Origin of the sequence: Luteococcus sanguinis (genome assembly GCF_039527675.1) — a bacterium.
Classification (GTDB): domain Bacteria; phylum Actinomycetota; class Actinomycetes; order Propionibacteriales; family Propionibacteriaceae; genus Luteococcus; species Luteococcus sanguinis.
The window spans coordinates 1-14,155 of sequence record NZ_BAAAKI010000009.1 but is presented as its reverse complement, the minus strand read 5'-3'; the positions used below and the strand labels follow the sequence as shown (position 1 = coordinate 14,155).

Below are 14,155 nucleotides of genomic sequence, written 5' to 3'. Positions count from 1 at the left end.
TCCTGCGATTCATCCTGCACAGCCTAGTACGCGCGTGGATGGGCGGTCAGATACACCTCTCGCAGGTGGTCCACGCTGACCATGGTGTACACCTGCGTCGTGGTGACCGAGGCGTGGCCCAGCAGTTCCTGGACGACGCGGACGTCGGCTCCCCCGTCCAGCAGGTGGGTGGCAAAGGAGTGCCGCAGGGAGTGCGGCGACACGTCGTGCAGGCCAGCCGCTCCCGCCGCCGACTGCACGACGGCCCAGGCGCTCTGCCGGGACAACCGCCGACCCAAGGTGTTGAGCAACAGGGCAGGCGTCGGACGAGTCGCCTTGACCGCCCAGGCGGGACGGCCGCGCACCAGCCAGGCGTCCACGGCGGCGCGGGCATAGGACCCGAGCGGGACGATGCGTTCCTTGTTGCCCTTGCCGATCAGGCGCAGGCCGGCGTCCTCGTCGGCCAGGGCACGGGTCAGGTCATCGACGTCCAGGTCACAGACCTCGCTGATCCGCGCGCCAGTGCCGTACAGCAGTTCCAACAGGGCCCGGTCGCGCAGGCCGTCGACGGTCTCCGGGTCGGGGGTCTCCAGCAGTGCCTGGACGTCGGCGACCGGGAGCGCCTTCGGCAGGCGCTTGCCGAGCTTGGGGACCGTGGTGTTCGCGGTCGGATCGGTGGGCAGCAGCGCCTCGGACAACGCGAACTGGTGCAGATTGCGGACGGCGACGATGGTCCGCGCGACGCTGGCCGGCGCCTGCGGTGGGTGGTCGGCGTCGCCGGTGGTCAGCCAACGTTGGAACTCCGAGATGTCGCCGGGGGCGATGTCGGCGCCGCGCTCGATGCCCCGGTTGCCGAGGAACAGCTCGTAGCGGCGGATGTCGCGCCGGTAGGCGGCCAGCGTGTTGGCCGACAGGCCACGCTCGACGCGGAGGTGGTCGAACCAGGTGCCGGCCACCTCGGCCAGCACGCCGGCTGGCTCGATGGTCACGCCTGCTGGCTGGCCCGCTCGGCGACCCGCTGGGCCCAGACCTCACGGGCGGGCCAGGGAGCACCGGCCGGGCGCAGGTCGTTGATCCGTCCGTCGAGCAGCGCGGCATGGAGTGCGAGCACCCCCGACACCAGGCTCGGGGACGAGACCTCACCGGCGTAGACGGCGTCGACGAGTTCGGCCAGGTGCATCCACTCGATGCTCATGTGGGCCTCCTCGTCCTCGACGACGAAGCCCTCGGGACGCGGTGCCTCGTGCAGGCCACGAGCCAGGTAGATCCTGATGCCCTCCTCGCAGCCACCGGGGGTGGTGAAGATGTCGACCAGCACCCGCCAGTCGTCGGCGGCCAGCAGGGCCTCCTCGGCCAGTTCGCGGCGGGCAGCCTCCCACCAGTCCTCCCCTACCGCATCCAGCAGCCCGGCCGGAGGCTCGACCAGACGGTGCGCGACGGGGTGGCGGTACTGGCGGACGACGGCCAGCCGCAGTTCGTCATCCAGCGCCATCACGGCGACCGCACCGGGGTGGGTCAGGTACTGCCGGGTGAAGGTCTCGCCGCTGGGCGGGGTGATGTCGTCCTCGACGAAGTCGCACACCCGGCCGTGGCCGAGCACCTCGTGACGGGTCGTCGGCCACGCCTCGGGGGTGTCGCGGACGGGGCCGGAGGTGGTCACTTCGACTCCGGCTCGTCCACGGGCAGGCGGGCGGCGGTCTTGCGCTTGACGGCAGCCTCCACCAGGCCCGCGAACAGGGGGTGCGGACGGGTCGGACGCGACTTCAGCTCCGGGTGGGCCTGAGTGGCGACGAAGAAGGGGTGCGCCTTGGCGGGCAGCTCGACAAACTCGACCAGGTTGCGGTCGGGCGACAGGCCCGAGAAGACAAGACCGGCCTTCTCCAGCTGCGCGCGGTAGGCGTTGTTGACCTCGTAGCGGTGGCGGTGGCGCTCCTCGACCTTGGTCTTGCCGTAGAGCTTGGCGACCTGCGAGCCGCGGACCAGCTCGGCCGGGTAGGAACCCAGCCGCATCGAACCGCCCAGGTCGCCCGAGCCGCCGACGATGGACTTCTGCTCCTCCATCGTGGCGATGACGGGGTTGGCGCAGTCGGGGTCGAACTCGCTGGAGGCCGCATCGGCGATGCCGGCCAGGTTACGGGCTGCCTCGATCACCATGCACTGCAGTCCCAGGCACAGGCCGAGGGTGGGGACCATGTTCTCGCGGGCGTACCTGATGGCGCCCAGCTTGCCCTCGACGCCGCGGATGCCGAAACCGCCGGGCACGCAGATCGCGTCGACATCACCGAGCTGGGCCGCGGCACCCTCGGGGGTGTCGCAGGTGTCGGAGGCGACCCACTTGAGGTTGACCTTCGCGAAGTTCGCGAAACCTCCGGCGCGCAGTGCCTCGCTGACCGAGAGGTAGGCGTCGGGCAGGTCGATGTACTTGCCGACCAGCGCAACCGTCACCTCCTCCTTCGGGTGACGGACCCGCTCCAGCAGGTCGTCCCAGCGCTTCCAGTTGACGTCGCGGAAGCGCAGGTTGAGCCGGCGCACGACATAGGCGTCCAGACCCTCGTTGTGCAACACCTTCGGGATCTCATAGATGGACGGGGCGTCGATGCAGGCCACCACCGCTTCCTCATCGACGTCGCACATCATCGCGATCTTGCCCTTGATGCCATCGGGCAGCTCGCGGGCGGCGCGGCAGACGATCGCGTCGGGCTGGATGCCGACCTGGCGCAGGGCGGCGACGGAGTGCTGGGTGGGCTTGGTCTTCATCTCCCCCGAGGGGCCGATGTAGGGAATCAGCGAGACATGCAGGAAGAAGGCGTTGTCACGGCCGATCTCGTGGCGCACCTGACGTGCCGCCTCCAGGAAGGGCAGGGACTCGATGTCGCCGACGGTGCCACCGATCTCGTGGATCACGACGTCGACGTCGGGGCCCTCCATCGCCAGCATCTGGTCCTTGAGCTCGTTGGTGATGTGCGGGATGACCTGCACGGTATCGCCCAGGTAGTCGCCGCGGCGCTCCTTGGCGATGACGGCCGAGTAGACCTTGCCGGTGGTGACATTCGCCTCGGCGGACAGGTCACGGTCGAGGAAACGCTCGTAGTGGCCGATGTCGAGGTCGGTCTCGGCGCCGTCCTCGGTGACGAAGACCTCGCCGTGCTGGAAGGGGTTCATCGTGCCCGGATCGACGTTCAGGTACGGATCCAGCTTCTGCATCGTGACCCGCAGGCCACGGGCCACCAGCAGGGAGCCGAGGCTCGATGCGGTCAACCCCTTGCCCAACGAGGAGACGACGCCTCCGGTGACGAATACGTGCTTGGTTGTCTTCGCAGCTCCCACGGGCTTCGAGCCTACATGGCCCGCACGGTCGCGCGGACCAACCCGGTGCCACAATGTGGGCCATGCAGCTGCCACTCCCCCTTCCCTTGGCCCCGATGCTCGCCAAGGCCGTCGCCTCGCTCCCAGAGCCGGACGCGATCGAGGGCGGCTGGAGCTATGAGCCCAAGTGGGACGGCTTCCGCTGCCTGGTGGCCCGCGATGGGGACGAGGTGGAGCTGTTCAGCCGGGGCAAGAAGCCGCTGACCCGCTACTTCCCCGAGCTGGTCGCGATCGCCCTGGAACAGCTTCCCGCGCAGTGCATCGTGGACGGGGAGATCGTCGTCCGCGCTGGTGAGCCGGGAGCGCAGCACCTGGCCTGGGAGGCCTTGAGCCAACGGATCCACCCGGCCCAGAGCCGCATCGACAAGCTGTCGTCCGAGACCCCGGCCGAACTCGTCTTCTTCGACCTGCTGGTCATCGACGGCCGCGACGTGACCGGCCAAGGCTATTTGGAGCGCCGCGCACTGTTGGAGCAGATGGTCGCGGGCCTCGATCATCGGTCCCTGCACCTCAGCCGCAGCACCCGAGACGCTGCGGAGGCCCACGACTGGTTCGAGCGCTTCGAGGGCGCGGGCCTGGACGGGGTGGTGTGCAAGGCGAACACGGGGGCCTACCAGCAGGACAAGCGGGCGATGCTCAAGGTCAAGCACAAGCGGACGGCCGAGGCAGTTGTCACGGGCTACCGGGTGCACACCTCCGGGTCGGGCGTCGGTTCGTTGCTGCTGGGGATGTACCACGAAGGCCAGTTGGTGCCCGTCGGCGGCATCGGCGCCTTCACCCAGGCGATGCGCGCCTGTCTGGTGGACGAGTTGGCCCCGCTGGTCGTGCGGGATGACGACGGCGAGGTGGTGCACCAGGAACGGTCGAGGTCCCGCTTCTCGGGTGGCAAGGACACCTCGGTGATCGCTCTGGAACCATCGCTGGTGGTGGAGGTCACCTTCGACCAGCTGGAGGGCCTGCGCTTCCGGCACGCCGCCCAGTTCCTGCGCTGGCGACCGGACCGGGAGCCCGCCAGCTGCCTGCTCGACCAAGTGGACCGGCCGATCGCCTATGACCTGGACGAGGTGCTCCAGGGCTGAACCCTTCCCTGGCAGTTCGGTCGTCAGTCCGCGCGCCCGGCCGTCTCCAGCAGTTCCCGGGCGTGCGCCAGTGAGGACTGACTGGACTCGATGCCGCCCATCATCCGCGCCAGCTCGGCCAGCCGTTCGTCCCCGGTGACGCGACGCAGGTTCGACGTGGTGACCTGACCGGTGGACGACTTGCTGACGACGTACTGCCGGTCGGCGAAAGCCGCGACCTGCGCGAGGTGGGTGACGACGATCACCTGCGATCCCTGCGCCAGCCGGGCCAGCCGACGCCCGATCTCCACGGCAACTGCACCACCGACGCCGGCATCGACCTCGTCGAACACGAAGGAGTGCAGCAGGGGGTGCTCGGAGGCATCCTGCGCACCGTCCGCGAGCACCGCCTCCAGCGCCAACCGGACCCGGGACAGCTCACCGCCAGAGGCGACCTTGGACAATGGCGCCAGGTCCGAGCCGGGGTTCGCGGAGAAGACCAACTGCACCTGTTCGGCTCCGTGCGGGCCCGGTTCGGGCAGGGCGGGGAGTTCGAACTCCAGCCGGGCGTGGGGCATGGCCAGGGCCGTCAGCTCCTCTCGGACCCGATCGGCGAGCTCACGTGCAGCCTGCTCTCGGCCATGTCCCAGGGCGGCGGCTCGTTGCGCGACCTCATCGTCCATCCGGTCGAGTTCCGCGTCGATCTCCCCCATCCGGTCATCTGCCCCGGACAGCGCTGCGTGCCGTTCGGCTGCGTTCCGCGCCCAGGCCAGCACCTCGTCCACGGAGTCGCCGTATTTGCGCATCAACCCGGCGAGTTCGGCGCGACGTCCGGTGATGACCTCCAAGCGGGCGGGGTCTGCCTCGAGGTCGGCGAGGTAGCTCGCGACCTGGGCGGTGGCGTCGTCAAGGAGGTAGCCAACCTCGCGCAGCTGGTCGGCGATCTGCTGCGCGCCGGGGTCCAGGTCTGCGGCCTGGGCCATCGCCTTGCGAGCCTGGCCGAGCAGGCCGATGGCACCCGGGGCATCCTCGAAACCGTCCACCGACCCGGACAGCGCAGTCACTGCGACATCGGCGTGCTGTCGCAGGTCGTCGGTGGCCTGCAGCCGGGAGGCCTCGGCGGCGAGTTGTTCGTCCTCGCCGGGCTGGGGATCCAGCGCGGCGATCTCGTCCAGCCCGAAGGCCAGCATGTCCTTCTCCCGAGCGCGTTCGTGGGCCCGGGTGAGCAGTTCCTCGCGTTCGGTGCGCAGCTCGCGGCGACGGATGAACAGCCGCTGGTAGTCCTCGAGCCGAGCCAGGTGCTCGGGCCCGCAGAAGCGGTCCAGCACCTCGCGCTGCCGTTCGGGGGTGCCCAGTCGCACCTGCTCGGACTGGCCGTGGATGGTTGCAAGTTCCGCGGCCACCTGTGACAGCGAGCCGACCGAGGCCTGCACCCCGCCGACGAAGGCGCGGGATCGTCCGCCCGCGGTGACCTGGCGGGCGATCAACAGCTCGTCGTCCTCCAGCTCTCCCCCGGTCTGTTCGACGCTGTGCCGCAGGTGTTCGACGGCGCTGAACCGTCCTTCGACGATGGCGCGGGCAGCGCCCCTACGCACGACGCCGGAGTCGGCGCGCTGGCCGAGCAACAGGCCCAACGAACTGACGACCATCGTCTTCCCGGCGCCGGTCTCACCGGTGACGGCAGTCATGCCGGGGCCGAACTCGACGATGCTCTCCTCGATCACGCCCAGCCCGGTGATTCGCAGCTCGGTGAGCATTCAGGCCTCCTGGGAGCCGCCGCGGAAACCCTCGACCGGCAGCCGGAACTTCTTCACCAGACGCGTGGTGAAGGGCTGCTCGGCGAGCCGGGCGATCAGCAGGTCCTTGCTGCCCCGCACCACGGTGACGCGGCTGCCTGGCTGGGCGTCGACGGAGCGTCGCCCATCCACCCAGACGGACGCGGTGGCGTCACGGCCGTGGCTGACGTCCAGGTCGACCCGGGAGCCCGGGCTCAGCACCAGCGGACGGTTGAACAGCGCGTGCGCAGACAACGGCACCAGCAGCATCGCCGAGACATCGGGCCACATGACGGGGCCGCCGGCGGAGAAGGCATAGGCGGTCGAGCCGGTCGGGGTGGAGACCAGGACGCCGTCGCACCCCCAGCGCGACAGGGGCTTGTGGTCGACGGTCGCCATCACCTCCAGCATCCGTTCGCGGGCGGCCTTCTCGACCGAGACCTCGTTGATGGCGAAGCTCTCCCAGATCAGCGCCCCGGTCTCGTCGCGGACGCTGACCGCCAACGTGAGACGACGCTCGACCTCGTAGGTGTGCGAGACGACCTTGTCGACCAGGTCGCTGGTCTCCGACAGGTCCAGCTCGGCGAGGAAGCCGACGTGGCCGAGGTTCACGCCCAACAGCGGCAGCCCGCGTGGGACGGCGAACTCGGCGCCACTGAGGATGGAGCCGTCGCCACCGAAGACCACCACCAGCTCGAAGCCCTGGCGCGCAGACAGGTCCAGCTCGTCGAAGTCGACGCCCGACGGCAGCTGCGCCCGCAGTTCATCGACGCGTTCCGGCCGTTCGGTGCTGACCTGGCAGCGCAGGCCGCGCTCGGCCAGCCCGCTGATGAAGGCTGCGGCTGCGTCGACGGCCTCGGGGCGGGTCGGGTGCAGGAACACCGCGACCGCGCGGTTCTCGCTGGTGGTCACGCCACGCAGCCTAGTGGGGACCTCGGACAAGGTTTGGCATGGGCTTCCCAGAGCCCCCGGATCAAGCGCCCCGCTCCCTCAGGCCCGCTCGAAGGCGACGAAGTACTCCAGGTTCCCCGCCGGCCCCGGCAGCTGGCTCTCGGCGGTGAAGACAGCCGTCCAACCGAGATGACGGGCGGCGTCCACGACGCCGGCCACCGCTTCGTCCCGGTCGTCCTGGGTGCGGACGACACCACGCGAGTCGAGGCGCTTTCGTCCAACCTCGAACTGGGGCTTGACCATCAGCAGGGCCTTGCCGTGCGCCGCGCTGGCGCCCGGGGCCGGGGGCGCGAGGACGCTGAACAGGGGTTCCAGCAGCAGCTTGAGGCTGATGAACGAGACATCGCAGACGGCCAGGTCGACCGGTTCGTCGTCCAGATGGGCCAGGGTCAGGTCGCGCAGGTTCAGGCCCTCGAGGTTGGTGACGTGAGGGTCGGCCCGCAATTCGTCGACGAGTTGGCCGTGGCCGACGTCGACGGCGTAGACGCGTTGCGCGCCGCGATCCAGCAGCACTTCGGTGAAGCCGCCGGTCGAGGCCCCGGCGTCCAGGACGCGCTCGGGCACTGTGTTCCAGCCCAGCTCGTCGAGCGCACCGATCAGCTTGTGGGCGGCGCGAGAAACCCACGGCCGGTGTTCCTCGACGCTGACCTGCTGGTGGCTGAAGACCTGCTGCGAGACCTTCGTCGCGGGTTTCCCGTCGATGTGTACCAGCCCCTGCTGGACGAGCTGCTGGGCCAGGTGGCGCGAGCGGGCGAGGCCGAGCTCGACCAGCGCCAGGTCGAGACGGGAGGAGGACTCAGCCATGGTTCGGTCGTAGGCCAGCGGGAATGGGGTTGTGGGCGGCCTCGCGGCCCGCCTCCAGCTGCTGCACCAGCACGTCGTGCGCCTCCAAGAGCGCTTGGTGGTGCTCGGCCAGAGGCCTTTCTGCCAGATCGCCGAGGGCTGCCAGCGCCGCGTCCACCTCCTTGTTCGCGGTCATGGCGTTGGGTTGTGTCGGGCTGCCGGGCGCAGCTGGGGCGGGCAGGTTCTCGTCCATGGGTGCAAGGGTAGGGCGCCGAACAGGGACGCTGGTGCGGGTTGCCCCGTGAGCCCGTTCCGTGTTTGGGTCGAGGGACCGGACGACGCCGCCCACGGAAGGAAGCTCATGCGCACGCCCGCGATCACCCCATGCCTGCTCCTCGGAGCCCTGGTGGCTGGTGCCAGCCTGCTGGCTCCAGCGGTGGCGGCCGCGGAGACCACCCCGCCGTCGGTTCCGGCCAGCCCCTCGGACAGTCCACCCAGCGCTGCGTCGCCGACACCCAGCGCTGCGTCGCCGACACCCAGCGCTGCGTCGCCGACACCCAGCGCTGCGTCGCCGACACCAACTGCGGCCACCATCGCCAGCGGCACCGCGAGCGCCCAGCCCACCTCCCAGCCCACAGCGACCGAGTCCGCCATGGTCCGCGTGGCGGCCGTGGGCTCGGTCACGATGGACATCACTGCACCCGCCAGCGCCTGCGCCTCCATCACCCTGCGGGGCACGGCTCCTGCCGGATCATCAGTCAAGCTGCACGTGGCGACGCAACGTTCGGACGGGACACTCTCGACGTGGAGCCCGGCGTCACGTCCGGCGGCCAAGGCGTCGAGCAGCGGCTCGTGGATGGCCGTTCTGGACGACACCCGCTGCTACGCGGGAAGCTACCGGGTGCGGGCGAGCGTCGACGCCGGCAGCGTCGAGAAGACCTTTGACCGCGCCGGCACCGCCACCTGGAGCCTGGCCGCCACCCAGACCGGAACCACCAACACCTCCAAGGTCTTCACCGGTCACCCGATCGTGCTGTCGGGCAAGCTGTCCCCCGCCTCCGACGCGCCCGTCACCATTTGGGAGAAGGTGGGCACCACCAACAAGGTGGTCGCGCGCTTCCGCGCCGGTCTGGACGGGAGCTATTCCCGCACCATCTACGCCTCCGCCGGGAGCCACAGGTGGTTCGTCAACTCCAGCGCCGATCCCACCCTCGCCGGTTCGGCCGTCCGCACCGTCCAGGTCGTGAGGCCGACGGTCACCGCAAAGGCCTTGGGGACCATCGACTCCCTCAAGTCCGTGAACGTGATCGGCCGGCTGGAATCCTGGGGCTACCCGCGCAAGGTCGAGCTCTACGTGGCCGTGAACGGTCGCTGGAGTCGGCACTACGTCGGCAGGACGCGGGCTGACGGCAGCTACTCGCTGCCGTTCACCTTCAAGCCCGGCACCCTGGCCAGCTACACGATGATGACCCAGGCCTACCTGCCCAATGGCAGCGCGGTGCACTCGGCCAACGTCACGGTGAGGCGGACGCTCGTCCTCAACGCACGAGTGCGGGCCACCACGGCGGCGGATGTCGCGAAGACCTACCGCTCGGGCTGCCCCGTCGGCCCCTCCCAGCTGCGCACCGTGGAGATGAACTACCTCGGTTACGACAAGCTGGTGCACCGCGGTGTGCTCATCGTCCGATCGGACCTGACGCCGGAGGTGATCAGCGCCTTCACCCGCGGGACGGTCTCCGGACGCTTCCCGATCCAGCGGATGTCCAACCCGAATGTCTGGGCCGGCGATGACGTCGCGATGATGGCTGCTGGCAACACCTCCGCCTTCAACTGCCGACGCGTCACGGGCAACCCCTACCGGATGTCACCGCACTCCTACGGGAAGGCGATCGACGTCAACACGATCGAGAACCCATACCTGGTCAACGGACGCTGGTACCCCTCCGCCACCTATGGGAGCTACCGTCCCGCCTCGGTGAAGGGCTTGTTGACCGGTTCGAGCGCGCTGACCGTCGGGCTCAAGGGCCAGGGCTACTCCTGGTACTCCGGCTGGGACTGGCAGCACTTCCAGAAATGAGCACCAGAACCTCCACGGCACTCCGGGTCGCGTTGACATTGGCCGGTGGCCTGACGATGTGCGCTTGCACTGGCAACTCGCCGTCGTCTCCCGCAGCGACATCCACCGCGGCGACAGCCACCCCGCCGAGAAGTACCGCGGTGGCCAGTACCTCTGCCACGAGCGCAGGAACCCAGACGCCGGTCGGTCCTTCGTCGCAGCTGATCGAGGCACCGAGTGCCCCCACCGCCCCGGCGGCCAGCACCGCGGGATCCCTGTCGCTGGCCTCCCTGCCGGTCCCCGCGGGCTGGAAGGCGGTCGCCGGCGAGGGTGGACGTGAGGACGGATACCTCGGCAACGGCACCCCAGCCCGTGCCCGCAGCGCCCCGCACGCCGCCTACGAGATCATGTCGGTGGGCTGCGCCGAGGTGGACCGCAGCACTTGGACCGACCCGATCGAGGCCCTGGAGGTCGGTCTGGCCCGCGGATCGTCGACGGGTGTCGCGGAGGTGATGACCTTCAAGGCCCCCGAGCAGGCGGGCACGTGGTTCGCGGCCTTCCAGGAGCAGTTGCGCGCCTGCACGACGGCGACCTCCCCCAAGGTCACGCCCGGCACGACGACGGCCACCACGTGGTCCGGACGACGCAGCTATGGCGCGGGCGACGACTGGGCCGAGGTCGGGGCGGTCGCCGGCACGGTGGTGCGCCTCTACCTGCTGCAGGACCCCGGACAGCACTTCGGCCAGCCAGCCCAGCAGAAGTTGCTGGGCCAACTGGCCGAATGATCTGATCCGATCGTGTCGAGGGGATCCGATCGTGCCGATGGGGCCCGATCTTGTCGAGGGTCAGTGCAGCTCGTCCAACTGGGCGGGGATCGCCTCGTCCCAGCCGTTGCCTGCCCAGACGAGCTGCAGCACGGCCCACAGGGCGTCCAGTTGTGCCTCGCGACCAACAGGGCTGGTGACGAGCACGACCTTGTCGTCGACGAGCTCGGCGCGCTGCTCGCGACAGCTGGCCGAGGTGTCGGAGATCTCCACTTCGCGGACGGGTTCCAGCAGGGCACGCAGGTCCCAGCCGATCGCGGTCGGACGGCTGGCCTCGTCGGCCAGCAGCAGGTCGCGGACGCCGTGCGCACCCGTGAACACCATCAGCGAGTCGATCCCGACCGCCACGGCACCCGTGATGTCGGTGTCAATGCGGTCGCCGACGAAGATGCACTTCTGGGTGTCCATCCGCCGCATCGTCTCCTCGAGCAGCGGGGGGTAGGGCTTGCCGGCGACCTTGGGGCTGACGCTCACGACGTGACGGATCGCGTCGATCTGGGTGCCTGCCCCGGGGACGAGCCCCAGATTGGTGGGACGGGTGGAGTCGGTGTTGGTGGCAAACCAGAGCGCACCCCGCTGGATGGCGTGACCCGCGGCGTCGAGCCGGGGCCAGCTCATCTGTGGGTCGTAGCCCTGGACGACTGCGGCTGGCTCGTCGTCCAGTTCCCAGACCGGCACCAGACCGACTGACTCAACCTCGTCCGCCAAGGCCTGGGCACCGCAGATCAGTACCTTGGCCCCGGCGGGCAGCTCGTCCGCCAGCATCTTGGCGCTCGCCTGGGCGCTGGTCACGACATCCGCGAGCGACGCGGAGACGCCGAGCGAGTTGAGGTGCTCGACGACCACCTCAGGACGGCGACCTGCATTGTTGGTGACGTAGCCGATCTGGATACCCCGAGCGCGGAGCTCGTCAATGCCCTCTGCTGCACCCGGCACTGCCTCCGGGCCGAGGTAGACCACCCCGTCCAGGTCGAACAGCGCCGCCTCATAGCCTTCGATCAGGTCACTCACCGTGCAGCTCCTCGTCCGAGGGCTCGTCGTCTGAATCGTCCTCGTCTGACTCGTGCTCGTCTGAAGCGTGCTCGTCGGACTCGTCCTCGTCAGCTTCCTCGACGTCCGGGACGTCGTCAGCCGACTCGAGATCGACGTTGTCCTCCGCTATGTCGTCGCCGTCGCGCTCATCGTCGCGATGCTGGCGATCGTCGTCCTCGGACCCCTTGCGCGCGTCGTCCGTATCCTGCTCGGTCTCCGTCAGATCCTCGACGTCCTCGTCCTCGGCGTCGTCCTCGCCGACCTCGAGCACCAGGCCTTCCAGCTTGGCGACCCGCTCCTCGGCATCAAGTTCCTGCTCCGGATCGAGACCAGCGGATGAGGTGAACCAGCGCTTCGCGGTATCCTCGTCGCCGGCGCGCTCCAGCAGGTCGGCATAGGCATAACGAAGGCGAGACTGTGCATGCTTGCCGCCCACCTTGCCGGCGATCGCGTTCTTGAGCACCCGCAGCGCCTCGGCGCGCTGACCCAGGTCATCCCGCGCGCCGGCCTCGACCAGCGTCATCTCGATGACCATCTCGGGAGACAAGCGTTCCTCGCGCGCCTCCTTGGCCAGCTTCAGGGCATTCTGCGGTCGGCCAAGGGCGCGCTCGCAGTCGGCGAGAACGGGCAGGTAGTCAGCTCCCCCGGTCATCCGACGGAGGGCGCGGTACTCGGTGAGCGCAGTGGCGTAATCGCCGGCCGCGTAGGCAGTCTCAGCGGTCGCCTCACGGACGATGGGCAGCCGCGCCGCCCGACGCCGAGCGGCCTGCGCATGTGCCAACGCCAACTGGGGATCCTCGTCAATCAGTTCGCCAGCCGCCACCAGGTGCGCGCCGACGATCTGCGCGAGTTCGGCCGTCAGGCCGCGCAGCTCAGCGCGGACCGGGAAGGGCAGGACGCTGAGGTCGACGTCGCTCGGCGTCGCCGGCTCGCCGTCCTTGGCCTGAAGGCCGGGGTGCAGAGGTGCGCGCTCCTCGCGACGCTCGAAGCGGTCGCGCCCGGGACGCTCATCGCGACGTTCATAGCCGCCACGCTCACCGCGATCGGGATTGTCATATCGGTCCCGCTGCTGGGGACGGTCGGGGCGATCCGGACGGCTGAAGCCGCCACGGTCCTCACGGCGATCGGGACGAGCGTCCCGCGGATCCGGACGGCTGAAGCCGCCACGGTCCTCACGGCGATCGGGACGAGCGTCCCGCGCGCCATACCCTCGACGCTCGCGGCCCGAAGAGTCGCGGCTCGAGTAGTCGCGGCCCTGGTAACCGCGGTCCTCGCGTCCCTGCTGCCCGCGATCATCACGACCGCGAGAGTCGCGATCATTCGATCGGTAACCTCCCCGATCACTCGCGTCGTACCCGCGCGCGCCGCGATCGTCCCGAGACTGGTATCCACGCTCACCGCCTCCGCGGGAGTCGCGATCACCCGAACGATAACCATCACGGCCACTCGACTGGTACCCGCGCCCGCCACGATCGTCCCGAGACTGGTAACCACGCTCACCGCCACCGCGGGAGTCACGATCACCCGAACGGTAACCATCACGGCCACTCGACTGGTAACCACGCCCGCCACGATCGTCCCGAGACTGGTAACCACGCTCACCGCCTCCGCGGGAGTCACGATCACCCGAACGGTAACCACCCCGATCACTCGACTGGTACCCGCGCTCACCGCCACCGCGGGAGTCACGATCACCCGAACGGTAACCACCCCGGCCACTCGACTGGTAACCACGATCATCACGACCACGCGAATCCCGGTCGCCAGAGCGGAAACCACCACGCTCATTCGCCTGGTAGCCGCGCTCACCATCACGTCCACGGGTCTGGGACCGGTCGTCACGACGCTCGTAGCCCCCGCGTCCAGACCCAAAGCTCCGACGCTCACCGTCCTGGCCGCGACCATATCCGCGTCCGCGGTCGTCGGAGGGACGTCCGTCCCGGCTCACACTGCGCCCGTCGCGGTTCCAGCCAGCGCGATCATCTCGTCGCTGGCCACCACGGTCATCGCGGTCGAAACCACCGCGATCATCACGCCGGCCCCGGTCTCCGCCCGGACGTCGATCGCCCTGGCCGTATCCTCGGCCACGATCGTCGCGGCGCTTGTCGTCATCCTGCTCTGCCATGTCATCCATCCTGCCGTAGCGCGGGGCTGCGGCACCACGCGTGATGTTCAGCTACTTCTTGGTCTTGGTGGTTCGGGTGTACTTACTGCCCGCTCGCGATGGCACTGAATTCATTGCTCGAGGCGAGCAGATTGTCTGGGAATGCACAACACCCCTGACAGATGCCTTGCGGCTCCCGTCAGGGGTGTTGTATAAGTCCGGCGGCG

At 69.3% G+C, this 14,155-nt stretch carries 13 protein-coding genes; 4 read left to right on the top strand and 9 right to left on the bottom strand.

Annotated features, from left to right (window positions below; all coding sequences use genetic code 11):
- Positions 1 to 23: 23 nt before the first annotated feature.
- Genes ABD089_RS07125 through pyrG form a run of 3 tightly spaced genes read right to left on the bottom strand, consistent with a single transcriptional unit; the run spans position 24 to position 3,306 of the window.
- Positions 24 to 962, bottom strand: coding sequence for a site-specific tyrosine recombinase XerD (locus ABD089_RS07125; RefSeq protein WP_386769217.1), 939 nt, complete (start codon positions 960 to 962; stop codon positions 24 to 26).
- A 2-nt stretch (positions 963 to 964) separates the two neighbouring features.
- On the bottom strand, positions 965 to 1,639 hold the full coding sequence (locus tag ABD089_RS07120; RefSeq protein WP_343885597.1) for an NUDIX domain-containing protein: 675 nt from the start codon (positions 1,637 to 1,639) through the stop codon (positions 965 to 967).
- Positions 1,636 to 3,306, bottom strand: coding sequence for a CTP synthase (gene pyrG / locus ABD089_RS07115; RefSeq protein WP_343885596.1), 1,671 nt, complete (start codon positions 3,304 to 3,306; stop codon positions 1,636 to 1,638). Before pyrG ends, ABD089_RS07120 begins: the two co-directional genes overlap by 4 nt.
- Positions 3,307 to 3,368: 62 nt before the next feature.
- Between pyrG and ABD089_RS07110 the strand changes: the two genes are divergently transcribed.
- Positions 3,369 to 4,424 (top strand): ATP-dependent DNA ligase, encoded by a 1,056-nt coding sequence (locus tag ABD089_RS07110; protein ID WP_343885595.1) that lies wholly within the window; start codon positions 3,369 to 3,371, stop codon positions 4,422 to 4,424.
- Positions 4,425 to 4,447: 23 nt separating this feature from the next.
- On the opposite strand, the gene recN is transcribed toward ABD089_RS07110, so the two are convergent.
- The 4 genes from recN to ABD089_RS07090 form a co-directional block, all read right to left on the bottom strand.
- A complete protein-coding gene (gene recN, locus ABD089_RS07105) occupies positions 4,448 to 6,160 on the bottom strand; it encodes a DNA repair protein RecN (protein ID WP_343885593.1) in 1,713 nt (570 codons plus the stop codon).
- A complete protein-coding gene (locus tag ABD089_RS07100) occupies positions 6,161 to 7,090 on the bottom strand; it encodes an NAD kinase (protein WP_343885592.1) in 930 nt (309 codons plus the stop codon).
- 78 nt (positions 7,091 to 7,168) lie between these two features.
- A complete protein-coding gene (locus ABD089_RS07095; RefSeq protein WP_343885591.1) occupies positions 7,169 to 7,933 on the bottom strand; it encodes a TlyA family RNA methyltransferase in 765 nt (254 codons plus the stop codon).
- On the bottom strand, positions 7,926 to 8,165 hold the full coding sequence (locus tag ABD089_RS07090; protein WP_343885590.1) for a hypothetical protein: 240 nt from the start codon (positions 8,163 to 8,165) through the stop codon (positions 7,926 to 7,928). The genes ABD089_RS07095 and ABD089_RS07090 overlap by 8 nt, the downstream gene beginning before the upstream one ends.
- Positions 8,166 to 8,597: 432 nt before the next feature.
- On the opposite strand from ABD089_RS07090, the gene ABD089_RS07085 reads away from it, so the two are divergent.
- Positions 8,598 to 9,989, top strand: coding sequence for a M15 family metallopeptidase (locus ABD089_RS07085; RefSeq protein WP_343885589.1), 1,392 nt, complete (start codon positions 8,598 to 8,600; stop codon positions 9,987 to 9,989).
- A gap of 140 nt (positions 9,990 to 10,129) precedes the next feature.
- Positions 10,130 to 10,753 carry a hypothetical protein gene (locus ABD089_RS07080; RefSeq protein ID WP_343885588.1) on the top strand — a complete coding sequence of 208 codons (624 nt, stop codon included), beginning with the start codon at positions 10,130 to 10,132 and terminating at the stop codon, positions 10,751 to 10,753.
- A 60-nt stretch (positions 10,754 to 10,813) separates the two neighbouring features.
- Here ABD089_RS07080 and ABD089_RS07075 read toward each other — a convergent pair whose 3' ends face one another.
- A complete protein-coding gene (locus ABD089_RS07075; protein WP_343885587.1) occupies positions 10,814 to 11,803 on the bottom strand; it encodes an HAD-IIA family hydrolase in 990 nt (329 codons plus the stop codon).
- Positions 11,796 to 12,611, bottom strand: coding sequence for a hypothetical protein (locus ABD089_RS07070; RefSeq protein ID WP_343885586.1), 816 nt, complete (start codon positions 12,609 to 12,611; stop codon positions 11,796 to 11,798). The genes ABD089_RS07075 and ABD089_RS07070 overlap by 8 nt, the downstream gene beginning before the upstream one ends.
- On the opposite strand from ABD089_RS07070, the gene ABD089_RS07065 reads away from it, so the two are divergent.
- A complete protein-coding gene (locus ABD089_RS07065; protein ID WP_343885585.1) occupies positions 12,597 to 14,057 on the top strand; it encodes a hypothetical protein in 1,461 nt (486 codons plus the stop codon). The genes ABD089_RS07070 and ABD089_RS07065 overlap by 15 nt on opposite strands.
- Positions 14,058 to 14,155: the final 98 nt, after the last annotated feature.

Excerpts from the sequence above, each read along its gene's own strand:
- ABD089_RS07095 (WP_343885591.1), bottom strand. The coding sequence starts at position 7,933 with ATGGCTGAGTCCTCCTCCCGTCTCGACCTGGCGCTGGTCGAGCTCGGC.
- ABD089_RS07065 (WP_343885585.1), top strand. The coding sequence starts at position 12,597 with ATGTGCCAACGCCAACTGGGGATCCTCGTCAATCAGTTCGCCAGCCGC.
- recN (WP_343885593.1), bottom strand. The coding sequence starts at position 6,160 with ATGCTCACCGAGCTGCGAATCACCGGGCTGGGCGTGATCGAGGAGAGC.
- ABD089_RS07085 (WP_343885589.1), top strand. The coding sequence starts at position 8,598 with ATGGACATCACTGCACCCGCCAGCGCCTGCGCCTCCATCACCCTGCGG.
- ABD089_RS07110 (WP_343885595.1), top strand. The coding sequence starts at position 3,369 with ATGCAGCTGCCACTCCCCCTTCCCTTGGCCCCGATGCTCGCCAAGGCC.
- ABD089_RS07090 (WP_343885590.1), bottom strand. The coding sequence starts at position 8,165 with ATGGACGAGAACCTGCCCGCCCCAGCTGCGCCCGGCAGCCCGACACAA.